The sequence below is a fragment of the Lewinella sp. genome, assembly GCF_050633125.1.
GTDB lineage: Bacteria > Bacteroidota > Bacteroidia > Chitinophagales > Saprospiraceae > Lewinella.
In genome coordinates this window covers 1-23,342 of record NZ_JBOEFX010000163.1, presented here as the reverse complement: position 1 = coordinate 23,342, position 23,342 = coordinate 1, and the positions used below count along the sequence as shown (strand labels likewise).

The following is a 23,342-nucleotide window of genomic DNA, read 5'->3' as shown; positions in this document are numbered from 1 at the left end:
TACTGAAGAGTACACTCGTAATGAGTAGGCTGAAAATTAATCGTAGCATGTTTAGTTGGTTTGTAGTGTGTGGTGAATAGTTTTCTAGTTCCTGTATGTTAAAGATAACCATTTGCACAATATAACTCTGTCGACACAGACAGTCACTCCCATCTTAATCGTAAACAGGTGCTTATAAAATTAACAAACAATAAACCGTGTGCGCACACGGTTTATTTAAAATTCTCTTACCTTTGCCTCAGAATCTAACCATAATCCTTATGTCCCTGCTCAAAACTAATGGTCACACCAACAGTTATTTACAATATGCTTTCAAATCTGTAGAGCGTATCCCTGTCAAGATATGGGCTTCGCCGGAAGAGGCTTCGCGCCACGTAGCACAGTCTATTGCCTTGGCTATTCGGCAGCGGCAACAAGAAGGTGAAAATATTGTACTGGGGCTAGCTACCGGCTCTTCTCCTATCCGAGTATACCAGGAACTGATTCGACTACACAAAGAAGAAGGACTGAGTTTTCAGAATGTCATTTCTTTCAATCTTGATGAATACTATCCATTGGAGCCCACTGCCCAGCAGAGTTACGTGCATTTCATGCATGAGTACCTCTTTAACCATGTTGATATTCCTGCTGAGAATATCAATATTCCCGATGGCACCGTGCCACTGGAAGAAGTAGGTGCATATTGCGAGGCTTATGAAAAGAAAATTAAGCTGGTTGGTGGCATTGATATTCAACTACTGGGTATTGGCCGGACCGGACACATCGGCTTCAACGAGCCTGGTTCATGGGAAAGCTCTGTAACACGACTGGTACGCCTCGACAACCTGACTCGGAAGGATGCAGCTAAGGACTTCGGTACGCTTGAGGACGTCCCTTACAGAGCAATCACTATGGGTATCCAATCCATCATGCAGGCACGTACCGTTTATCTCCTTGCATGGGGACAGCACAAAGCTGCAGTAGTGCGCGACGCTGTCGAAGGTCCAGTCACCCCCAACCTTCCCTCTTCGTTTTTGCAAAAGCATCCTAATGTCCGCTTTTTTGTAGACGAGGCTGCCGCCGAAGAACTTACTAAGATCGCGACGCCCTGGTTAATAGGCATGTGCAACTGGGATGACAAACTAGCAGCCAAAGCCGTCATTTGGTTGTCTCAAAAACTAGAGAAACCCATTCTAAAACTCACCAACGAAGATTATACGGAAAACAGCTTGGGCGAGCTCATTTTGGCTTATGAATCAGCCTATAGCCTCAATATTAAGATATTTAATCAATTACAGCACACGATTACCGGGTGGCCGGGTGGTAAGCCCAATGTAGATGACGCCCACCGGCCAGAGCGCAGTCGCCCTGCCCAGAAGCGAGTGGTCCTTTTTAGTCCGCATCCTGATGATGATGTTATCAGTATGGGGGGAACCTTCCTACGGTTGGTAGAACAGGGGCACGAAGTACATGTGGCCTACCAAACCAGCGGCAATATTGCTGTTCACGACTACGATGCGCTACGTTTTATTGAATTTATGGAGGAATTTGGCGGCACCTACGAGTTGACGAACGAGGCCGCTAGTAAGCTATTCAAAAAAGCAAGAAAAGACCTCAATCGTAAAAAGGCTGGTGTGCCCGATAGCCCTGAAGTACGAAGTATAAAAGGAATGATTCGGCGGGGTGAGGCGCGTGCAGGAGCGCGTTCTTGTGGCCTTCCCGACAGCCAAATCCACTTTTTGGATTTACCATTTTATGAGACCGGTTCCGTTCGTAAAAACCCGATGGGGCCTGCTGACGTTGGGCAAACAATGGAGTTTCTAAACAGCATCCGCCCCCACCAAGTTTTCGCAGCAGGAGATTTGGCAGATCCTAACGGCACCCACCGCGTTTGCCTCGACATTATTACCGCTGCTTTCGAGCAATTGTCTGAAGAAAAATGGATGAACGATTGTTGGCTATGGCTTTACCGCGGTGCCTGGCAGGAATGGCCTATTCACGAAATTGAGATGGCGGTGCCTTTAAGTCCGGAAGAGGTAGTAAAAAAGCGAAAAGCCATCTACATGCACCAGTCGCAAAAAGATCAGCCACCTTTCCCCGGTAATGACGAACGAGAATTCTGGGAACGGGCCGAAGCTCGCAACCGAGAAACCGCTCAAACCTATCGAGCGCTGGGCTTTGCAGAATATGAAGCGATGGAAGCTTTTCAGCGATGGCAATTGCCTAATTTGCATTAGTGGATCACCTAGTAAGTTCTATTACACCCAAGCCTTGCTTATTTGCACCTGTGCTTCGTCTCTGAAATCCTCATGTAGCTACGGCTACACTCCGGTTTTGCTTCGCAGCTGCTTCGTGGTCAGTTCCTCACCCAAACATCAATAAGCGGCGACTTAGTTTAACGAAACTTACTGGGTGGTCCACTAGTTATAAAGGAATGAAAACACTAAACTCCAAAAGAAAATAGTAGTACTTTGTGTCTTGCGGCAAGCGCCTATTGAAGATTATAAACAGTACAAAAGGCGATGAAAAGAATACGGATCAAGGATATTGCGGCCCAAGCAGGTGTTTCTACCGGCACAGTCGACCGTGTCCTTCATCAGCGAGGTGATGTTTCGGCGAAAGCCCGTGAGAAGGTGAAAGCAGCCATGGAAGAGCTGGGCTATGAACGCAATCTCATTGCCAGTACACTCGCCTATAATAGAACCCTGACGCTAGCTGTACTGCTCCCCTACCCTGAAACAGATGAATACTGGCTGGCCATACACGAAGGCATCCAAAGGGCTAAACATTCCCTACAGCATTTTGGCCTAAACCTTGAAACGGTGAACTTTGAACTGGCCAGTCCTCGACATTTTGCGGAATGCGCTAACCGGCTTCTTTCTCAGCCACCAGCGGCCTTTCTTTTTGCGCCACTTTTCCAATTGGAGGGGATGGATTTGGCGCGTCAATTACAGGCCTTAGATATCCCTTACATCATGATCAACACCCGCTTGGCTGAGGCTAATGCCCTTTGCTATGTGGGGCAGGATGCATACCAGGCAGGATTCTTGGGAGCGCGCTTGCTGCACTCAAATTTACCTAAAGGTCAACACCCCCTCATCATACACCTGGAACAACAGGTAGACAATGCCCCCCACCTGCTGGCCAAAGCTCATGGGTTCCGTGCTTACTTCAATCAGCCCGAAATTGCGATCCCTACGCTAACAGAAGAAATAACCACATTTGACAACCCACAAACGTTAATAAACAAGTGGGCTACGATAAATAAAAAGCATGATAATATTGGTGCCATCTTTGTTACCAATTCTCGCGCACACCTGCTAGCGAATGCTTTAGCAGACCAAGGATTACCCATCCCGCCGATAGTTGGGTTTGACCCTATCCCTACCAATCTTGCTGCCCTCCAACAGGGGAACATCCAGTTCCTCATCAACCAGCACCCCAAAGCACAAGGATATCTGGGGGCTTCTACACTGTCTGACTACCTATTGCGCCAAGTGGATATTCCACCAGACAAACTGCTACCGCTAGACATTGTTGTACGGGAAAACATGGCTTACTTAGGCAATTTAGATATTCTGGTTGGAGTGATTTGAGTGGTACGGAAACGTGCGGGGTGCGTTTTCGGGTGCGGGGTGCGATGAATACTTCCGAACTTGCCGAAGGCATTCCAACGGGGCCGATTCCCCTCTTCTGACTTCCGACTTTAGTGCGGGGTGCGGGGTGCGGGGTGCGGGGTGCGGAAAACAATGCAGCAATATTAGCGTAAGCGAACAAAAGTTTAAAAAAGTAGATTGCAAAAGCAGATGTACTGACAAACCCATCCAAGTGTTTTTCAACGGACATGCTATTTCAAAAAAATACTCCTTCTTGAGTTCAAACCATTTTATAACGCTTATGCAAAACCCTATCAAAGCTTTTTCACTATCAGCCCTGGAAGAAAAGCAACCTACTCATTTACTCCTTAAAAGTCTTGATTTAGTACTCATTCGTTATGGCGACGAAGTATCAGCGCTCTATGGGCGCTGCCTGCATCGGGGAGCATTACTCTCAGATGGATTTATTGAAGGAGAAAACCTTATTTGTGGCCTCCATGGATGGGATTATCGCTATGATACAGGGGTGAGTGAATACAATAACGAAGAGGCGCTACACAAGTTTACGACGAAGATAGAAGGCGATACTGTGTGGATCGACGAAGCTGAGATTGATGATTATTTGGAGAAACATCCTCAGCCCTTCGATCGTGACGCCTACCTGGGTGCTTATGCCGATACTCACCCGGAAAGTACCGAGCCTTACACCGGCTACATCAAAGAATTAGCCCAAAATGGTCTTAAAAAATATGGCCACCATGGTCCTTCTGCTTCTATGGGGGTTGATCGGAATACTTTGCCAAAATGGGAAAATATTCAGTTTTTACCTGCTCAATTGGCTAGTCGCCCATTAATGGATGAAGATGAAGTAAATACCCAAGTCGTTATTGGCCCAAAAGCCAAGAAACCGCTGGTGTTAGACATCCCTGTTTTTGTTTCAGACATGAGTTTTGGTGCACTGTCGAAAGAAGCTAAGACGGCACTAGCGATGGGGGCTGAATTATCGGGCACTGGCATTTGTAGTGGCGAAGGGGGGATGCTTCCCGCAGAGCAGGAAAGCAACTCTCGTTATTTCTATGAATTGGCGTCAGGAAAATTTGGCTTCAACTGGGAGAAAGTACAAAAAGCACAAGCTTTTCATTTCAAAGGCGGCCAAGGCGCAAAGACAGGTACTGGTGGCCACTTGCCGGGCAATAAAGTAACCGCTGAGATTGCGGAAGTTCGCGGTATTAATGAGGGAGAAACGGCCATCTCTCCTGCTGCCTTTCCTGACCTACGTACCGTAGCTGATTTTAAAGAAGTAGCGGAACAGGTCAGAGAAAAAACGGGAGGTATTCCCGTAGGCTTTAAAATTGCGGCCAGTCATATTGAAGCAGATATCGATTTTGCCCTTGCGGTAGGCGTCGATTATCTTATTCTTGATGGCCGCGGTGGCGGAACAGGATCTGCACCTACCATTTTGCGGGACAATATCAATGTGCCCACCATCCCGGCATTGGCAAGAGCTCGGAAACATTTGGACAAACGCAACATCAAAGATGTGACGCTGGTAATTACCGGAGGGCTACGTGTGGCCGAAGATTTTGCTAAGGCAATGATGTTGGGTGCTGATGCTATTGCGGTATCAAATGCCGCCTTGCAAGCTATCGGTTGCTTGGGTATGCGTGCCTGTGGCTCAAATCATTGCCCGGTAGGTATTGCTACCCAGAAAGAAGACCTAAGGAGTCGGCTAATCGTTGAAGCTTCGGCCCAGCAACTCCACAATTACTTCGAAGCGACAACAGACTTGATGAAAGTGGTCGCACGCGCCTGTGGCCACGATGATGTAAAGAAATTTAATTTTAATGACCTCAGTACCATGGATTACACCATGCACCGCTTAACCGGAATCAACTATGCAGGCCTACAATAAAACAGACCAAACACTTCACCAAATATGTCAAGTACTGGCCAAGGCCGGTCGTAGTTTTGTTCCCAAAGAAGACGACGACAGCCATTCAAACCTTTACTTTGATGCCTTGGCACAGCGTATCCATACCCACCCCTTTGGCGATGACAAAAGAACGCTGGCTTTTAACCTAAACAACAGTTCCTTTGAGTGGGTAAATACCCGCCAAAAGGCCAGTCCTATCATTAAGCTGGCGGGGCAGACCCTAGAGCAACTAGAGCAAATCATTGCCGGGCAGCTATTGGAAACGGGATTGGATGAAAAAGCTTTTCTGGAACCGCTACATTTTGAGATTCCCGAATATGACCACCCCAAGCCCCTCCTGCCCCTAGCAAAAGAAGCTGTAGCCGAATGGCGCTACTACCGCCGGATGGCTAATCAGGTAGGCAATGCTTTATTAGGTTTCCTGCAAAAAGAGGGGCAACCCCGTATTTGGCCACACCATTTTGATACAGGTACCTATTGTATCGTTGATGACTATATGGGCTTTGGCTATGGCCTGGCGATGCAAGATAAAATGGTAGGAGCACCTTACTTTTACTTAGCGGGGTATCCGCAGAAAGGCGAAGTAAATTATGAGGAAAAACCTTCGTTGACAAACGGACACTGGCAGATAGGTGAACATTTCAAAGGGGCAGTGCTTCCTTTGACGGCCTTACCCGGCAAGGGTAGTATGAAGATGATTCTTAAATTTGTGCAAGAAGCTACGGAGTGGTATTTACGGTAGGGCTTGCCCTGTGGGGTGCCTAAAGGAATGCTGATCGAGGACAAGCCTCACAGTACCAAGCATACTGATAATAAGCCCTTTATCTCACCGCAAAGCAGCTACGAAGTAAAACCTAACTTACTTCTCTTCTTTGGGATACAAAACAGAAAAGGCATTGTATACGGCCTGATGTAAAATATTACCATGATCTTGCTTACCAAAATATTCGAAGTGTACATCCAATTTCGCAGCGCTTAGTTTCTTTGCTAAACTGCGGGCGACACGCTTCATGGTAGGGCCTTCTTTGCCTACTGCAACGTAAATCTTTCCTGTTACAGACGAAAGGTTGGGGGAATAATCGAGCAAGGATTCATCATCCCACCATAGGCTTGGGCTGATGATGAGGTAATTATCAAAAAGAGTGGGCTTCTTAAACAAAATCTCCGTGGCTAGTAATCCGCCCAAGGATTGACCAATAATAGTAGTAGTATCGGCGGTACGATAAGTATCTTGAATGAGAGGCTGTAGTTCCTGTTCCAAAAAGTCGATAAACGCGGCAGAGCCTCCCGTAGTAGGAAAATCCGCTTTGTCTTGCACATTGTTCGTAGGGTAGGTAAAATCACGTTTGCGATCAACATTGGCGATGCCAATAACGATTGATTCCGGCAGCATATTGATCCAGGGAAATGTACCAAACTGTACTAAACCTGCGATATGGATAAAGTCTTCATCAGCCGTCCCATCAAGGAGATAAATAACGGGATATTCTTTTGTAGAATTATCACTATAACCATTTGGTAAATAAACATTTACTATCCTTTCTTCTGAAAGTTTATCAGATAAAAATGTAAATGTTTCACCAATAGAAAAGGCATCTCTATTTGCAATTTCCGGTAACGCCTTCTCTTGGGCGTTTAGCGTAAGGATACAGAGGCTTAAACAAGCCAACCAAAGTACTTTCTTCATTACTTAATTTAGGCTACTGCCTTATTTCGTCCCTGAATTAATTCTGCCATAATCATTACCAGGCCACAGCCAATAGGGTTCAGCCATAAGTAGGCAACTTCAATGACCTCCTTTTGATCGAGGTAAAAGATTACGATTACTGCTATTTCTGCTAAAATCGCCGCCAAAAACACTGCTTTCCCACCAATGCGTTTTTGGAAAAATGCGACCATGAAAATCCCTAAAATAGAACCGTAAACGAGTGAACCAATCATATTGACCGCCTGAATAAGGTTTTCGAAAAGATCTGCATATAATGCAAAGATAAGGGCCATTACCCCCCAGAGAATTGTAAAACCTTTAGAAGCTTTTAGGTAATGACGGTCCTCCTTATTCTTAACCAGCGAGCGTTTGTAAATATCGATTACGGTAGTGGTTGCCAGGGCATTAAGCTCAGAGGAAGTGGATGACATAGCAGCTGAGAAAATCACCGCCAAAAGGAGCCCTACCATACCTATTGGCAAATAATTGATTACGAAAGTGATAAAAACATAATCCGTGTCCTTGGTTTTAGCGGCGCCATCGCTGGCTACATCAATCAAAGTTCTTACTTCTTCCCGAATATCGGCATCGGCGGTTTGTAATGTCTCAAGACGTTCTGTAGTCGCATTAATAGCAACCTCATCTTCGGCGTCTAATGCGGTGATCATATTGTTCACTGCGGCCTCTCGTTGAGTAAACAGGTCATCATAGGTAGCCTCCAGTGTCTCCAATTGGGGAGCTGTCACCGGGTTTTCTTTAACGATGGCCAGGTTCGCTGTATTGAAGTGAATAGGTGGCTTGACAAACAGGAAAAATATGAATACCAATATTCCCACAAACAAGACCAAGAACTGCATGGGTACTTTAATAATACCATTGAATAATAGGCCTAGGCGACTTTCTGACAATGATCGACCACTGAGATAACGTTGCACCTGCGACTGATCTGTCCCAAAATAAGAGAGGAATAAGAAAAAACCTCCCAACATTCCCGACCAAAAAGTGTAGCGGTTGCTCATGTCGAAGGAAAAGTCGACCACATTAAGTTTTCCAAGCTTACCGGCAACATCTACTGCATCAATAAACCCGACGCCTTCGGGCAGTTGATTAACCAAAATAATAGCCGCTATAAACATCCCCGAAAGGATGATAATCATCTGTTGCTTTTGGGTAACACTCACCGCTTTGGTACCGCCCATAACGGTATAGAAAATCACAACAAGCCCAATACCCAGAATGGTCCAATTTAATTGCCACTCCAGCAAAGTGCTGAGAATAATAGCCGGTGCATAGATCGTGATACCTGCTGCCAGCCCCCGCTGAACGAGGAACAGAATGGCGGTAAGAGTGCGGGTTCGCAAGTCAAATCGGCCTTCGAGGTACTCATAGGCCGTGTATATCTTGAGTTTGTAATACAGCGGCAATACGAAAATACACAGGAAGACCATTGCCAGGGGTAAACCAAAATAGAACTGCGCAAAGCGCATGCCATCTTCAAAAGCCTGACCTGGTGTTGATAAAAAAGTAATCGCGCTGGCTTGGGTAGCCATCACAGACAGACCTATGGTCCACCAACGCAGATCGCGGTCACCCATCAGGTAACTTTCAACGCTTTTAATGTTGCGAGTATGGTAAACGCCATACAAAACAATAGCACCTAAGGTGCCGAGCATAACCAACCAGTCGAGCCAATGCATTCTAGAAAATTTAAGCGTGAACTTGGGTAAACCAATAGAGCAGACCAATCAGGATAAAGTGAAGTACAATTACCAATAAGTAGAGGTTACGCCAACTACCCAAGATAGGTGGCATATCATCTTCTGTATCCTGTTCCAAATTAGCTGGATGATCAGTCATATAATCGCGATTAGTTTGGGTGGGTGAAGATAGAAATTTTTAACAAGCCACTTAGCAGAAGGTTTTTCAAAAGCTTTAGAAAAGTAATATCCTGCTGTGAGTCTTGTTCTTGTTTCGGTTTTGTAAAGATTAACGCTTATTGGAAAATACGATTCTGGCTTTTAGCCAGGGATCATTAGGCTTGATGTTGTATAAATGTAAATTGCATTATTTTAAAAACACAATTCAAGAAATTTACAAATGAGTAAAATAAAATTATACAAAATAGATCTTATGAAACAGCTACCTTACAAAACAGTACCAAGCTTGATACATTTTATCCGATTCCTCCCTCAGTAAGGGTAGTGCTTAGTACATTTGCAACAAATCTATGGAACATGGAATTTGATACCTCACAAATTGAAGGTTGGGTAAATACCTTAATAGACCTTGCGTTCATTTACGGGCCTCCTTTATTACTTGGGCTAATAATACTTATCGTTGGCTTAAAGGTTATCGCTAAAATACATAAGCTTGTCTCCAAAGCCATGCAGGTAGCGGGTATTAGCGAAAGCTTGGTTCCGTTTTTAAGTTCTGTTGTTTCTGTAGGTTTAAAGATTGTCCTTTTCCTTGCGATAGCAAGTATCATAGGTATCAATATCGCCTCGTTTGTCGCAATTTTGGCAGCTGCTAGTTTTGCTGTCGGACTCGCCTTACAAGGAAGCCTCAGTAATTTTGCTGCTGGGATTATCATTCTCATTTTCCGCCCCTATAAAGTTGACCAATGGATTGAGGTTTGCGACAAATTCGGGCGCGTTGAAGAAATTCAGATCTTCAACACCCTCATTGTTACCCCAGGCAATAAGACGCTGATCATCCCCAACGGACAGATCGTCGACAATATCGTTACCAATTTTTCCGAAAAGGGCCATGTTCGGATTGAGTTGGCAGTTAGTATGCCTTATGGCGAAGACTTCCCACGCGTTGAAAGTATCATTATGGATGTGCTGCGGAATACCCCTGGGGTTTTGAGCGAGCCAGCACCCACCGTAGGTATTGAAACATTTGATAGCCACAACATCATTCTTACGGTACGCCCTTTCGTCAACCCTGATGATTACTGGCCAGTTACTTTTGATGTAAACCGTAATATCAAGGCAGCCTTTAATAGCCACAATGTTCAAGTTTCCTACTCTGAGGGCATCGAGTTGGGGCCTATTGGAAAATAGTGTGAAAATAAAAATATTACCATGCAAAATCCCCCCTTCCATTTGGCCTTTCCGGTAACGGACCTTGCTGCGACCCGCAGCTTTTATGCAGATCTAATTGGTTGTAAAATGGGCCGTTCCGCAGAACGCTGGATAGATTTTGATTTTTTTGGTCACCAACTATCGGCTCACCTGGTAGACAATGGTCTCCCTGAAGGCCCTACCAATCAGGTAGATGGTAAAAATGTTCCTGTACAGCATTTTGGAGCGATCCTCGACATGGATACTTGGAATGAACTAGCCGAGCGCTTGCGAGCAGATGGACAGGAATTTATCATCGAGCCCTACATCCGCTTTAAAGGCGAAGTAGGCGAACAAGCTACCATGTTCCTCCTCGACCCTAGTGGCAACGCACTGGAATTCAAAGGTTTTAAGGATAAAAGCATGATTTTCGCGACGAAATAAGGTAGTTAGGTAGTTCGTTCGTTTGTTGGTTGGTTTGAAATTTTGTTGATTGTTGAAACACAGTTGAATTCGTGAATTCAACCTATATAGAAGCCTTTCTATTCAAAAGTGCTGGGTGTTACTAGCGGTAGCCAACGAACCATCTAACAATCAACCAACAACCATCTAACTACCCTCCCTGCAAAAGTCTAGCAGCTGCTTATAGATGGGGCTGCTTTCCAAAATTTTATCGTTGCCCAAGAGAACGAGGTGGGATCGCGCACGCGTCATGGCCACATTCAGCTTTCGGTCGACGCCTTCGGTAGAGAGGGCACTCAGGGAATGCATCTGCCTTTCGGCATTGGTACACAAGCTGATTAAGATGATATCGCGCGCGCCACCTTGGTAGCGTTCTACCGTATCAATCGTGTAAGCTTCTGGCGTTAGTTTTTCGGCTTCGAGCATACTCCTGATTTGAGCAATCTGTGCCCGGTAGGGGGTGATGATCCCAATAGCTCCCTCCTTCAGTGGTGCGCCATTTTCCTGAGCCAGGCGCTCGAAGGCTTTTACCAGATCAACCAACAGGCGTGCCTCGTGCTCGTTGGTTTTTAGCGTCGAGCTACCCGCGTCAATTGGCGTTGGCAAATAGACCAATCTCTCCTTGCAAAGGGCTTGTTCCAAGGCGTTGGCATCTGGTGGCAATTTCCAATCAATAGGCTTTTGCTGAACCTCAAACCGTTCGGTATGCTCAGGCAAACACTGGAGGTCTCCTTGATAAAAAGCGTTTGCAGGAAACTGCATAATGTCCTTGTGCATCCGCCCCTGATGCGTAAGCTGACCGTAAGCCCAAGTCCAATCTTCTGCCTGGCACTTGAGGTAAAGACGTTCAAAGAGCGACTGACTAAGATCGGTAATTCCAGCTTCTTGGAGGTTCTGGTCACGTACACGGGTAAGTTCCTTGGTTTGTGTCACTACGGCGGGCAGTTGCCGATGGTCACCGATAAGTATCCACTGAGGGAAACGACCAAGTAATCCCATCAAAAGTGGTTCTAGAATCTGTGAAGCTTCGTCAATAATGACGCGTTGGAATTTCTTCAGCTGAAACAGGTCGGTTTTATTAGCCAAGGAAGCTACTGTACCAACAAAGATGCGACGCTGATCAATCAGCTCCCGCAATTCCTTACGGTTATGAATGTCTTTGATGGCGCTTTGCAGCAGCTGATCCTGAAAACGGGGATGAGTACCATAATTGGAACCGATCCGAAGGTATTGGCCCTTCAGGTGATCGCCAATGGCTTCGATAGATTCGCAAATTTCATCAACGGCGCGGTTGGTATAGGCCAACAAGAGGATATTTTCGTCGGTATTCTCCAAAAGATGTTTGACGAGATAGTGGAGCATCACGCTGGTCTTCCCTGTTCCTGGAGGGCCCCAAAGCAGGAAATACTCAGGAGCGGCCAGCATTCGGTCCAACAGTTCAGCTTGTTCATCAGTGAGGAGCGAGGGCCATTCCCTCTTTGTGGGTTCTTCCTTGTGAGGCGCGCGCGCACCGAGTAGCAAGTGCCGACGATCAGGTGGCGACTGTGCCCACTCAAACAAGCCTCGGTAGTAGGCATTGATGCTGCTATCCAGCAGGTCGTGCTCCAAAGTCCAATATTCTTCTTCATAAAAAAGGCGATCATTGAATTGTTTGCTACGCAAGCGGACCGTCACCTGCTCTTGATCCAACGACAGGATGGTACACTTGAAAACCTGATGATCCAGTACGCCCTTGCCGTCTTCTGAATATGGAAAAAGCACGGCGATGTCTCCTACTCTAAAATTGGCAAGTGTATTGGTCTGCTCACCGCGCAAGAGGATAAGGATGGGTTCTTCCTCTTTTGTATTATTGACCGCCAGTTTGAGCTGAGCGAGCCGCTGGTAATTTTGTTCTTTTTCCTCCGGGTGGTCCAACCACAAGCTGGCGAGGCCGTTCATCCGTTCCATGCCTTGCACACCCGTCTTGGCCAGGCGATGCTCGCGAGCGACAAAACCGGCAAAAGCACCAAAGTAAGCTTGCTCAACACCCGTAAGGCGATAAAACACCTGAGAGAAAGCTTGCAGGTCACGCGCAGCAAAACCTTTTAGGTGTGGATATTTATCGGCATTAAGCTTGCTGAACAAACGGCGAGTTTGTATCAACAAATCTTCTTCCGTAATCCCCAATTGTTCCAACAAATATTCGATAGCCAGCAACTGGTTTCTCAACTGCAAAGCCTCGTATTGCTGCGCCTTGATGGCGGGGGCGAAACGCAATGGGCGTTCTTCCTGACTACTGTACAAAATGTAACAGCCTACATTCGTTGCGCCACCATAAGCCGAGCGCACCAGAAAATCGTAAAGCACCGTCTGAATGTAGTGATTGGGACTGATGCCGTGTATATTCGGCTGATAGGGCTTCCCGCTTTTTAATTCCACGATGACGGTGCGGCCCTCAAATTGCGGGCTCCGGTAAAGCAAATCCAGACGCCCTTGCAGGCCATAGCGTTCGCTGTAAAAGGTAGGTTCCAGGTAACAATATTCGTTATTCATTCCCTCTTGGGCAAAGCCCTGAACAACCATCTGCTTTAGGCGTACGAAATGCCCTTGTGCCTTGCCCATCATCTCTCGAATCTGGCGATCCGTAAACAAGCAAAACGCCAATGGGTTGAGGTTAAAAATCTTGGAAGCCAAGGATTTAAAGGTCACCTCGGGGTCATTCATCAGTTCGTCCAGGAAAAAGTTGGCTACATTTCCCAGCATGAGGGGGACTGTTTGCTCAAAGGGCAAAAACTTCTTGAGCAGATAGCCCCAAGGGTGAGTATTTTTGCCGTGAAAACACTCCGCTACACCAGATACATCGATTAAGAAATCAGGTTCCAACACAAAAGCTCGTGGACGGTAAATGCCGTCTACACCTACTTCTACATCCAGAATATTGAGGTTTACGGGAAAACCCGTCACCTTACGAATTAGCTTAATGGTTGGATCGAACAACTCATTACGATCAGCCAGATGATACTGGATACGCACCTCTTGATCTGGGTAATCTTCATCGCGGGCGATCAGCTGCTGCTGTTCCGGATCGTCGCCCAAGACCAACACCCGCGCTTCTGCCCGAAAAGCCGCAATAGCAACCTCCTGCATGGGCATCGGCCACTCTAGCGGCAAGGTTGCAGCTATTTCCGTACTGGGTGGCTGTCGCCAGATAGCTAGAATAAGGTCGGCTATCGCTTTTGACCCCAATTCTACCGTTTCCGGCGCTCCCTGTACGTCTTTTTTTCGCGCTAAGCGACGGAACAGATGAACATAGTATTGCAAAGACTTTGGTAGCGAATACTTGTGGCCCGCATAAGCCATACGTGCAAAATAGGTCGTAAAAGGCAGCTTTTCCCTTCGGGTAACTTCCTCAAAGATCAACTGCAACAAATGCAGACACGCCGCCGTCTGGTCTTCGTTCGACAATGATGGCTGCGTCCGTATCTTGTACAGCTCACGGTAAAAAAGCGCTGCTAATTCCTGCTTTGGTTGATCTTGGCCCATTGACACAAAAGTACAGAAGTAATTTTAGTATAAAACATTTTTATGTAAGAAGTCTGTTTTTAGTATTTTGTGTTTCAAATGATGCTCCTTCAGATGCAAAAACTAATCCTCCTTCTTTCACTGATTCTTACCATGACCTCCCTCAAAGCCCAACCTCCTGCGGCATTGGCCGCATTTGAAGCACACACCTTCACCGATGAGCAATCAGGGCACCTACTCCCCTATCGGGTGCTTTGGCCGCAAGGTTACGACCAAGATAAAAAGGAAAAATATCCGCTGATTTTATTCCTCCACGGTGCCGGTGAACGAGGCGTCGACAATCAGCTTCAACTCACTCACGGCACACCACTTTTCATGGATAATCAGGAGCATTTCCCCGCCGTTGTCTTGATGCCGCAATGTGCGACCGACGATTACTGGGCACAGATGGTTAAAGACGAAGACCAACGGCGCTACAATTTCAACGAATACCCCAACCCCAGTCTGGCAGCTGTTCAAAAACTACTGCACACCTATATAGCTAACGAAAACGTCGATCCCGACCGCATCTACCTTATAGGCCTTAGTATGGGCGGAATGGGTACTTTCGAGTTGCTGGCTCGAGAGCCCCAGACCTTCGCTGCAGCCATCCCTATCTGTGGAGGCACCAATCCGGCATTATTAGCACTTTACGCGCAGCAGGTCCCTTTGTGGATTTTCCATGGCGAAGAAGATCCTGTCGTGCGAGTCGAAAACTCACGCCGCATTGTCCAGCGGTTGGCAGCCCTTGGCGTCGTACCCCGCTATACCGAATACCCAGCCGTCAACCACAACAGCTGGGACAATGCCTTTGCTGAGCCGGGGTTGCTGGAGTGGTTGTTTGGGCAGAAGAGGAGGTAAGGTCGGCAAGCGGAAGTCAGAAGTCGGAAATATTTAATTCGGCTAGTAGCAAGGCAAACCTAATAGAAATCTCGAAGCCCCACCTCTAGCTGATACGCGTATCAAATTAATCCCGAATTCTGATTTCCTAATTCCGACTTTTATTATGGCGCATCCCCTATGGGGTCGCTCCCTTCCAGGGTTCGCTTTGCTCCGTGGCGACCTAAAGCTCCCTAGCGGTGCCTTTAGGTCGCCACTGCTCACTTTGTTCGCACCTTACAGGCAGCTTGCGCGGGGGAGCGAACGAAGGCATGTTTTGCCTATTATCTGAAAACAACAACGAGGAATTCTTTGGGTGAAAAATTGGTCTTCAGGAAAGATCGCAAATAAAAAGATACAATAATTAGTTCTTTTATAAAAAGACAACAAAAAAGAGATTATTAAAAATAATTGACGTATTTTTGTTTTTGAGAATTGATTGACAACCACTTCTCTCATCGAAGGACACTACCCTCATCTCGTCAGGTGAGGCATTCAAAGGATTTTTGTTAACACATTGCTGGCTCTTCCCGCTTCGGGAGGAGGTTAAGAACGTGTGCCCCTGCGAACAGTTTGCAGGAGGTGCGAGGTGACCCGGACAAACAGGGTGGGTCCCGCCCTGCGGGCCGTGCACCTACTCCCCTAAAAAACGCCTATCTTACTCCTTTACCCCCTATTCATTATACCAATACCGTCATGTATAAATCGCTCCTTACATTAGCTTTCCTAATCGCTATCAACTGCTCTCTTTTTGCACAAATGCCGGCCATCCTCACCCTGGAAGAAGAATCCCATCTGCGCGACCAGTGGCTAGAGCAACGAGTAGAACGTATCTTGCCAGACCTTATGCGTCGCGAAGGTATCGACATGTGGCTGCTCATCAGCAGGGAATATAATGAAGATCCGGTACTAAAGACCTTCTTGCCTAGCAAATGGCTATCAGCACGGCGTACTACTATACTACTGATGTATGACACTGGCGAAAAGATAGAAAGCCTGGCTTGTGCCCGCTATGCTGTGGGTAGCATCTTTGAAAAAGCATGGGACAAAGAAGCCGAGCCCGACCAGTGGGCAGCCCTTGCCCGACTCATTGAAGAGCGTGATCCTCAGAAAATAGCCATCAATCGTTCCGAACATTTCGGATTAGCAGATGGCCTAACTGCTTATCATTACGATCAATTGCAAAGCTACCTGCCAGAAAAATACAGCGACCGACTCGTCAGTGGCGAACGCTTGGCCATTGGTTGGCTAGAAACTCGGTTACCCGAAGAAATGACCGTCTATCGACAGGTTATGCGTATTGCCCATGAGATTATCGCAGAAGGTTTTTCTGAACAGGTAATTACGCCCGGGGTGACCACTACAGACGAGGTCGTATGGTGGTATCGCGAACGTATTCGCGAACTTGGCTTTACCGCCTGGTTTCACCCTACCGTGGATGTCCAACGCGCTGCCCCTGAAAACACGGAAAGCAACCGAAGTTTTGCAGGTAGGCCCGCAGAGGCCATTATACAACCCGGTGATCTATTGCATGTCGATTTTGGCATCACCTACCTTGGCCTCAATACCGATACACAGCAAAATGCTTATGTCCTTAAATTTGGAGAGACAGCTCCACCAGACTATTTGGTGGCTGCTCATCAGAAAGGCTTGCGACTCATGGATATCCTCACCAACAATTACCGTACAGGCCGCTCAGGAAACGAAATACTAGCAGCCTCCTTACAGCAAGCTAAAGACGAAGGCCTCGAACCGACTATCTATACCCACCCTATCGGCTATCACGGCCATGCTGCAGGCCCCACCATCGGCATGTGGGACCAACAAGGCGGTGTTCCTCACAATGGCGACTACCCGCTCTACCCCAACACCTGCTACGCCATCGAACTCAATAACGCGATTTTCCTACCCGAGTGGAACAAGAAAATCCGCATCATGCTCGAAGAAGATGCTTTCTTTGATGGCCAAAGCTGTGAATACATTGATGGTCGACAGACAGAATTGTACCTGATACCCAGGGTCTTGCCCAATCATGGAAAGTAAGTCTTTCACAATTGGATTATTGGTTTATGGAAAATTAGTTGATGGTTCGTTGGTTTCGCCAGTAGCATCAAACACCTTTGAACCTAAAGGTTTCTCGTGAATTCCCTGTAAGTTGAATTCACGAATTCAACGGCGGGAAAACTTATATTTTCTTATATGCCCTTATATGGTTCAAATCTCCCTCCCCCTCCAAAACGAATACGTGAGTCTCGTGAATTCCGACTTCCCACATCCGAATTCCGACCTGACCTAAACCGGTATCCGTACCTCCACGATCACCCCCTTGACTTGGTCTTTAGTTTTGATTTCCTTGATCTGGTAAGGATTGACCACCGTGGAGTGCTCCAATAATTCCAAGCGCTCTTGGATCACTTTCAGGGCCGTAGATTGATGATCACTACTGCGCTTGGCATGGCTAACGGCCAAACCTGGGCCATTGTCTTCAATTCTAACCAATAGTATAGTGGGACCTTCTTCGGCAAAAGTGACAGTGATTCGGCCATCCCCTTTCTTATTACGCATACCATGGTGTACCGCATTTTCCAAAAACGGCTGTAATAGCATGGGAGGAATCTCTATTAGGTCGACTTCCAGGTTTGCGGGAATTTCAAAGTGGTAAGAAAAACGACTCCCTGTACGAAACTGCTCTAGTTCCAGATAGTGTTGCAAGTTTTCGATCTCATCACTAAGGGTAATCTTACTGGCCCGAGAATGGTAAAGCGTCGAACGCATCAAAGTGCCAAATTTTGTCAGGTACTCGCTTGCGCGCTTGTAGGCACCTTCATTCAATTCATACTGTATTCCTTGTAAAGCATTAGCCAAGAAATGAGGATTCATCTGTAGTTGCAATGCTTTTTGCTCCAGCTCCAACAAGCGGTTTTCAAGGCGCAAGCCTTCCGCTATCCGACGCTGTCTTTTGAGTCTACGATGAAAGATGCGCCACAATAGCAAACCCAACAATAAAAAAATGCTTCCTATAACCGCACCTCGAAACCAGGAAGTTTGCCAAAAGGCCGGAATGATCTCAATAGGTAGCTGTATCACATCACTTTTACGATTGCCCTCTCCTACTGCTCTGGCCATAAAAGTGTAAGCTCCAGGCGGTAGTTTCGCATAAGAAATAATACGCTGCTCACTGGGTGGCGTCCACGCTTCTTCCCAGCCAGCCAATCGCCATTCGTACCGTACATCCTGAGGTTGCGCCAAGTCTTGAGCGGTCAATTCCACACGGATTTGATTTTGATGATAGGCCAACTCCAAGCGCGGTACAACCAAGCTCCCCCAACCATCAAGAACAGGCTGTTGAAGTACTTCTTCTGCCGGGCGATACGACAACTGAATTCCCGCCAACGACAACAATGGAGGCGCTAACCTGGTCACCCTTACCGGCTTGTTTTCATAAAGCATCAAACCATTCATCGTGCCTACCCAAAGATTCCCCTTCAAGTCTGTAAGTGCAGCATCTGTGCAGGTTTCTATACCGGTAAACCCTTCTTCTGCACCATAAAAATTTACTTCCCTAATATTCCGAGCAGCATCGAGGGTTATCCTATCCATACCACGTTCACTGCCTACCCATAGCTCCTGAGCATTCGTAAAAGCAAGGCAATAAAGGTTGTTTGATTGCAAGCCCTCCTTGTTTTGAAAAGACACTAAACGCATTCCTTCTGGCGTTTCTCCTGCTCGTACGAGACCGCGGGCAGTCGCCAACCAATAGTAACCGATACTATCCTGACGCACCGCCCGAACAGTATTAGAAGGAAGGCCATCCTTTCTCGTCAGTTGCCAATGCAGTGTATTAGGCTCCCAACAAGCCAGCCCCAGCTCTCGGTAAGCGATCAACAAACGGCCTTGCTGGTCTTTTTGTAAACTTTCAATTCGGCCAATAGGCAACTCGTGTTCGCGCCCAAAAGTTTGGCAACGAAAAGTCAGACCTGTTGAATCCTCCTGCATCCGCAGCAAACTCAAACCTTCATAGGCTGTTGCTACCCACCAACTATTTTTTCCCGCAGGTAACATATCCAAAATGTATTTCCCACAAGCATCTACCGTCACCCAACTACTGTCGGTGTGTACTTTTATACCATTACCTGGTGTACCCATCCACCACCAGCCGCGCTCATCGCGGGCCATCGACTTTATCTTTTCTCCGCTCAGTTCCGTGTCAGATAAATGAGCGACAGGGCCGCTTTCCGTTTGCCGATATATCCCATGATTGGCTAACGTAAAAAAGACGCCCTGAGAATCTACTTCACTGAGGGCGTAAACCTCGCGGTCTGGTAGACCTTTATTTTGGTCAAAAGCAGCAAAGGGAGCATATCGTATACAGCTCAACCCTCCCCCCGAAGTGCCTACCCATATATTACCCCACCGATCGCCGGTAATTGCCCTTACATGGTTACTACCCAAACCATCTTTGCGTTGAATAGGCAACCACTTCCGACCTCCTTTAGGCAACACCAGTAAGCCCTGACCTTGGGTCCCCAACCAGCTATCTCCTTGTTCTGAAACGTAAAAAACGGTTGGGTTTCGTGCAGGTACTTTGCGAGAGATCAGGGAATCGCCCTGCACTGAAAAAAATTGTCCACCGGGTGCAAGAGCCCAACTTTGACCACGCAAATAACGGTACATCGACCATATTTGATGACTGGCATTGTACTCCCCCACTAGCTCCGTCCACTCCTCATTTTGCCAAGACCAAGCTCCTCGATCTGTACCCAGCAACATCCGGTTTTGCTCATGCAGCACGCAGTAAACTTGCAAATAAGGCTTGGGAAAAGCAATCTCCTTCCAATCCTCTCCTTCATTATTCGTGAAATAGACTTTTTCGGTTGTCAACACCCATGTAGAGGCCTCGTCTCCAGTGATATCCAGCACTTCTTTTTCAGGTAATATGGATTTAAAACCAGTACCATCATAGCGCGAAAGGCCGCCATCCGTACCTACCCAAATCTGCCCGTCAGCATCCTCCCAAAGTGCCGACACATTGTTCCCCAACAGGCCATCTGCATCAGAGAAGGTCTGGAATTTCCGCCCATCAAAACGCGACAAACCGCCACCCTGTGTACCCGCCCACAAAAAGCCCCGGCTATCCGCCAAAAGGGCATACACCTGCGACTGCGCCAAGCCATCACTCACCGTGTAGGTCTGCACACTCCGTGGCTGAGCACAGAGTATCAGGTAACAACAATTTAAAAAAATGGCGATAAATAGTCGGGGCATGATTTTAACTTTCCTCTGCAAGCGCATCTTTCAACAAGTCTACATTGTCGCTTCCAATAGCATCGGCTAACTGGCGGCGATATTTAGATTTTACGGATAAAAATCGGTACAATTCTATTGCTTCCTTTTTACTCTGTTCTGGTAAATTGAAATACCCGTATTGCTCAAAATATTTCGTCAAAGCTTTTAACCGCCACTCGTTATCATTACCATAAGCGCCTACGTTGTATAAAAACTCAGCTTGCCGGAGAGCTTTAAACTTTGGGCTAAGGTTATCCAACTTATCTATAGACGCTAACAAAGCATCCACTTTTTCCTCTTCTCTGTAGTAGGTTTCGCCTAAACCCGCAATAACCAATGCCAACTGCTGCTGCTCTTCTTTGCTCAGGTTATTGATTTCGGCTTTAGGTTTACTGAAAATCTGGAAAATGTAATCCCCACATTTTGCTTTTTTGTTCTTGCTATAAAAACTTGCCAGATCGAACATTTCCGCCAGCCCCAATGCTGTAACTTGCGTAATCGTTTCCGTTCGCACTTGGCTTTCAGGAAGCTCCACCTCCCCAATAATCGTTCCCTTATCCTCCTTCGTTCTAACCAGCAGTTCTACCTTCTTCCCGCCTCCTCCAGCGGTAGTAATGTATTCATCTTGCTTATCTATTTTCAAGTGATTGATCGCCGATCTAGCGTCTATTTCTGGTGTCTCACTTTTAAATTTAAACAACCCAACTAAACACAAACCAAAAATTAATACCGGGGCTATCCCCTTAAGCGCCAAGCCTGCAAAATTGACCTCCCCCTCGGCAGATTGCATATCTTTTCTGAAATCGCTATGAAAAATAAGCGCCAAAACAATAATGAGCATTGCCGCTACAATCGCATAAACGATAATACTGTTATCTGAAATTACAAACCCCATAATTAGTCACTATAAATTAGGGCAATCAAGGTAAGACTTTTTATTTAGAGCTTGTTCTTTGGGGCCATGCCATCTCCCGACTCATAAAGTCGAGACGCCCCGAGCTTCAGGCGCTGCCTTACGCGCCGATTTTTCGCCAATCGTGCCAATGCGATCTACGGTTGGAACACATCTATGTTTTTGGAATTGATCTCGGAGAGGTTATAGATTCGTAGAACAATATTTATCCTGATTAAAAACGACCTCGGATGAGGTCGCACTACCATCAGAACAAGAACTTGCTCCTAAATCATTACCTTCGCACCTTCAAAATATGCTATCACTTTGTCTACTTTTCCTATTCCTTCTCCCCTCCGTCGGTGGCTATATTTAGCCATCGGTTTTTTCCTTATTACCTCCTGGTTTTCAACAGGCTATAACCAATCTGATGAGCATTTTCAAATTTTAGAATTCGCAGGTATCAAATTAGGCATCACCCAAGCGCATGACCTCGCCTGGGAATACGGTGCTCAGATGCGACCTACCCTACAACCCGCTATGGTTGTAGCGACCCATAAGCTGTTGGCCCCTTTGGGCATCGACAATCCTTTTACCATTGCATGGTTGTTGCGGGTGTTAAGTACGCTTTTTACTCTAGGAGTAAGCTGGTTACTCTATCGCGTCTATGTCTCTCGATTCACCGAGGGGCATCAGCAATGGGCTTTTTTTCTCTTCAGTTTTTTCCTATGGCTTGGCATTTACAATGGCGTGCGTTTCAATTCCGAAACCTGGTCAGCCAACACCTTTGCCCTTGCCGTGGGACTCTTCACCTATTGGAAACACCCCAACTGGCGACAATACCTGGCCTTGGGTTTATTGGTAGGCTTGTCTTTTGTTTTCCGTTACCAGGCTGCTTTCATGATTGCCGGTTTTGGGCTCTGGCTGATCTTCATCCAAAAAGAAAAGACCGGCAGATTGCTGGCCTTCATTCTCGGCGGTCTACTTATGGCAGGCGTTGGTGTTCTCATTGATCGGTGGTTTTATGGGGGATGGGTACTAAGCACCTGGCATTATTTCGAACAAAACATCTTATTGGACAAGGCCTCTACCTTTGGCGTCGACCCCTGGTGGAAGTATTTTCAGGAAATGATCATCAAGGGCGTTCCTCCCTTTGGGCTTGTCTACCTACTGGCCATATTTCTATTCATCTGGCAAAAGCCAAAAGACCTTATCACTTGGCTCGCCATCCCTTTCCTGGCCATCCACCTACTCATTGCACATAAGGAGCTGCGTTTTTTGTATGTTCTTTTGCCATTCCTCCCTATTGTCTTAAGCACCGCTTTGCAATGGTGGGAAAACCGTCGCCAACAGCCGCTCTGGTCGGGTCGAGGGTATCGAATTGGCTGGCGCATATTCTGGTTCCACAATGCGGTACTTACCCTCTTTATCATGTTTTGGCCCATCATCATGGAGATGAATCTCTACCGCACGATCTACGACCAATACCAGAAACCCATTACGATCTACGGCGTACAGGATCATCCCTATCGACCTTTTGAACTGTACATTAATTATTATAAACGCAAAAACCTCTACATCGCAGAGGTTGACAATCTTGATGAACTTCCTTTGCATGGAAAAGACACCTATCTACTCGGCGTTGACCGCAGAGAAGGCTACCCCATCGATAGCCTTCCTGGCCACAAAAAACTAATCTATAGCGCCTTTCCTGACTGGATAATGCCCCTCAATTTCAACAATTGGATGAGCCGATCGCAATGGTGGATGGTGTATGAAATACGGCCTTAGGGAAATTGGAAAGCGGAGGTGGGAAGTCGGAAGTATTTTGAATCCGCTAGTAGCAGGAGACCTCTGAGACGAAAACAAGAAAACAAATCCTAAAACTAGTACGTGTGTTCCGACTTCCGCTTTCCGACCTAAACCAAACCTCCCTTCCCCTGCAAAACAGACTCCGAAACAAGGCCAACATCAACAATAGGAAGGGCCGGGGATGGGGCTA

15 protein-coding genes are annotated in these 23,342 nt (G+C 46.7%); 9 read left to right on the top strand and 6 right to left on the bottom strand.

Translation table 11 applies throughout. The features are described from left to right. Positions 1–260: 260 nt before the first annotated feature. From nagB to ACRBG0_RS26585, 4 genes are all read left to right on the top strand, one after another. Positions 261–2,216 carry a glucosamine-6-phosphate deaminase gene (nagB, locus tag ACRBG0_RS26600; RefSeq protein ID WP_431489865.1) on the top strand — a complete coding sequence of 652 codons (1,956 nt, stop codon included), beginning with the start codon at positions 261–263 and terminating at the stop codon, positions 2,214–2,216. A 285-nt stretch (positions 2,217–2,501) separates the two neighbouring features. Further along, a complete protein-coding gene (locus ACRBG0_RS26595) occupies positions 2,502–3,575 on the top strand; it encodes a LacI family DNA-binding transcriptional regulator (RefSeq protein WP_431489864.1) in 1,074 nt (357 codons plus the stop codon). A gap of 301 nt (positions 3,576–3,876) precedes the next feature. Then, on the top strand, positions 3,877–5,487 hold the full coding sequence (locus tag ACRBG0_RS26590; protein ID WP_431489863.1) for a glutamate synthase-related protein: 1,611 nt from the start codon (positions 3,877–3,879) through the stop codon (positions 5,485–5,487). Then, positions 5,471–6,250 carry a hypothetical protein gene (locus ACRBG0_RS26585; protein WP_431489862.1) on the top strand — a complete coding sequence of 260 codons (780 nt, stop codon included), beginning with the start codon at positions 5,471–5,473 and terminating at the stop codon, positions 6,248–6,250. The genes ACRBG0_RS26590 and ACRBG0_RS26585 overlap by 17 nt, the downstream gene beginning before the upstream one ends. A 117-nt stretch (positions 6,251–6,367) precedes the next feature. Here the strand turns inward: ACRBG0_RS26585 and ACRBG0_RS26580 are convergent, their stop codons facing one another. From ACRBG0_RS26580 to ACRBG0_RS26570, 3 genes are read right to left on the bottom strand one after another with little or no spacing between them, the layout of a single operon-like run. Beyond that, entirely contained in the window at positions 6,368–7,195 is an 828-nt protein-coding gene (locus tag ACRBG0_RS26580) for an alpha/beta hydrolase (protein WP_431489861.1), read from the bottom strand. Positions 7,196–7,203: 8 nt separating this feature from the next. After that, complete coding sequence (locus ACRBG0_RS26575; RefSeq protein WP_431489860.1) at positions 7,204–8,913, bottom strand: sodium:solute symporter; 1,710 nt, start codon at positions 8,911–8,913, stop codon at positions 7,204–7,206. 10 nt (positions 8,914–8,923) lie between these two features. Continuing rightward, a complete protein-coding gene (locus ACRBG0_RS26570; protein ID WP_431489859.1) occupies positions 8,924–9,073 on the bottom strand; it encodes a hypothetical protein in 150 nt (49 codons plus the stop codon). Between the two features lie 377 nt (positions 9,074–9,450). On the opposite strand from ACRBG0_RS26570, the gene ACRBG0_RS26565 reads away from it, so the two are divergent. Continuing rightward, positions 9,451–10,281, top strand: coding sequence for a mechanosensitive ion channel family protein (locus tag ACRBG0_RS26565; protein ID WP_431489858.1), 831 nt, complete (start codon positions 9,451–9,453; stop codon positions 10,279–10,281). Between the two features lie 21 nt (positions 10,282–10,302). Further along, on the top strand, positions 10,303–10,725 hold the full coding sequence (locus ACRBG0_RS26560) for a VOC family protein (RefSeq protein WP_431489857.1): 423 nt from the start codon (positions 10,303–10,305) through the stop codon (positions 10,723–10,725). Positions 10,726–10,890: 165 nt separating this feature from the next. Here ACRBG0_RS26560 and ACRBG0_RS26555 read toward each other — a convergent pair whose 3' ends face one another. Next, positions 10,891–14,265, bottom strand: coding sequence for an AAA domain-containing protein (locus ACRBG0_RS26555; RefSeq protein ID WP_431489856.1), 3,375 nt, complete (start codon positions 14,263–14,265; stop codon positions 10,891–10,893). Between the two features lie 93 nt (positions 14,266–14,358). Between ACRBG0_RS26555 and ACRBG0_RS26550 the strand changes: the two genes are divergently transcribed. Together ACRBG0_RS26550 and ACRBG0_RS26545 are read left to right on the top strand one after the other, a co-directional pair. Continuing rightward, positions 14,359–15,144 (top strand): dienelactone hydrolase family protein, encoded by a 786-nt coding sequence (locus ACRBG0_RS26550; protein ID WP_431489855.1) that lies wholly within the window; start codon positions 14,359–14,361, stop codon positions 15,142–15,144. A 714-nt stretch (positions 15,145–15,858) separates the two neighbouring features. Then, complete coding sequence (locus ACRBG0_RS26545; RefSeq protein ID WP_431489854.1) at positions 15,859–17,205, top strand: M24 family metallopeptidase; 1,347 nt, start codon at positions 15,859–15,861, stop codon at positions 17,203–17,205. A 249-nt stretch (positions 17,206–17,454) separates the two neighbouring features. Here the strand turns inward: ACRBG0_RS26545 and ACRBG0_RS26540 are convergent, their stop codons facing one another. Together ACRBG0_RS26540 and ACRBG0_RS26535 are read right to left on the bottom strand one after the other, a co-directional pair. Beyond that, positions 17,455–20,427 carry a two-component regulator propeller domain-containing protein gene (locus tag ACRBG0_RS26540; protein WP_431489853.1) on the bottom strand — a complete coding sequence of 991 codons (2,973 nt, stop codon included), beginning with the start codon at positions 20,425–20,427 and terminating at the stop codon, positions 17,455–17,457. A 4-nt stretch (positions 20,428–20,431) separates the two neighbouring features. After that, a complete protein-coding gene (locus ACRBG0_RS26535; protein WP_431489852.1) occupies positions 20,432–21,343 on the bottom strand; it encodes a hypothetical protein in 912 nt (303 codons plus the stop codon). A gap of 324 nt (positions 21,344–21,667) precedes the next feature. Between ACRBG0_RS26535 and ACRBG0_RS26530 the strand changes: the two genes are divergently transcribed. After that, positions 21,668–23,131: a glycosyltransferase family 39 protein gene (locus ACRBG0_RS26530; protein ID WP_431489851.1), complete on the top strand. Its 1,464-nt coding sequence runs from the start codon at positions 21,668–21,670 to the stop codon at positions 23,129–23,131. Positions 23,132–23,342 lie beyond the last annotated feature (211 nt).

Bases quoted from the DNA above. Each gene is read 5' to 3' on its own strand.
- nagB (WP_431489865.1), top strand. From the start codon at position 261: ATGTCCCTGCTCAAAACTAATGGTCACACCAACAGTTATTTACAATAT.
- ACRBG0_RS26595 (WP_431489864.1), top strand. From the start codon at position 2,502: ATGAAAAGAATACGGATCAAGGATATTGCGGCCCAAGCAGGTGTTTCT.
- ACRBG0_RS26590 (WP_431489863.1), top strand. From the start codon at position 3,877: ATGCAAAACCCTATCAAAGCTTTTTCACTATCAGCCCTGGAAGAAAAG.
- ACRBG0_RS26585 (WP_431489862.1), top strand. From the start codon at position 5,471: ATGCAGGCCTACAATAAAACAGACCAAACACTTCACCAAATATGTCAA.
- ACRBG0_RS26580 (WP_431489861.1), bottom strand. From the start codon at position 7,195: ATGAAGAAAGTACTTTGGTTGGCTTGTTTAAGCCTCTGTATCCTTACG.
- ACRBG0_RS26575 (WP_431489860.1), bottom strand. From the start codon at position 8,913: ATGCATTGGCTCGACTGGTTGGTTATGCTCGGCACCTTAGGTGCTATT.
- ACRBG0_RS26570 (WP_431489859.1), bottom strand. From the start codon at position 9,073: ATGACTGATCATCCAGCTAATTTGGAACAGGATACAGAAGATGATATG.
- ACRBG0_RS26565 (WP_431489858.1), top strand. From the start codon at position 9,451: ATGGAATTTGATACCTCACAAATTGAAGGTTGGGTAAATACCTTAATA.
- ACRBG0_RS26560 (WP_431489857.1), top strand. From the start codon at position 10,303: ATGCAAAATCCCCCCTTCCATTTGGCCTTTCCGGTAACGGACCTTGCT.
- ACRBG0_RS26555 (WP_431489856.1), bottom strand. From the start codon at position 14,265: ATGGGCCAAGATCAACCAAAGCAGGAATTAGCAGCGCTTTTTTACCGT.
- ACRBG0_RS26550 (WP_431489855.1), top strand. From the start codon at position 14,359: ATGCAAAAACTAATCCTCCTTCTTTCACTGATTCTTACCATGACCTCC.
- ACRBG0_RS26545 (WP_431489854.1), top strand. From the start codon at position 15,859: ATGTATAAATCGCTCCTTACATTAGCTTTCCTAATCGCTATCAACTGC.
- ACRBG0_RS26540 (WP_431489853.1), bottom strand. From the start codon at position 20,427: ATGCCCCGACTATTTATCGCCATTTTTTTAAATTGTTGTTACCTGATA.
- ACRBG0_RS26535 (WP_431489852.1), bottom strand. From the start codon at position 21,343: ATGGGGTTTGTAATTTCAGATAACAGTATTATCGTTTATGCGATTGTA.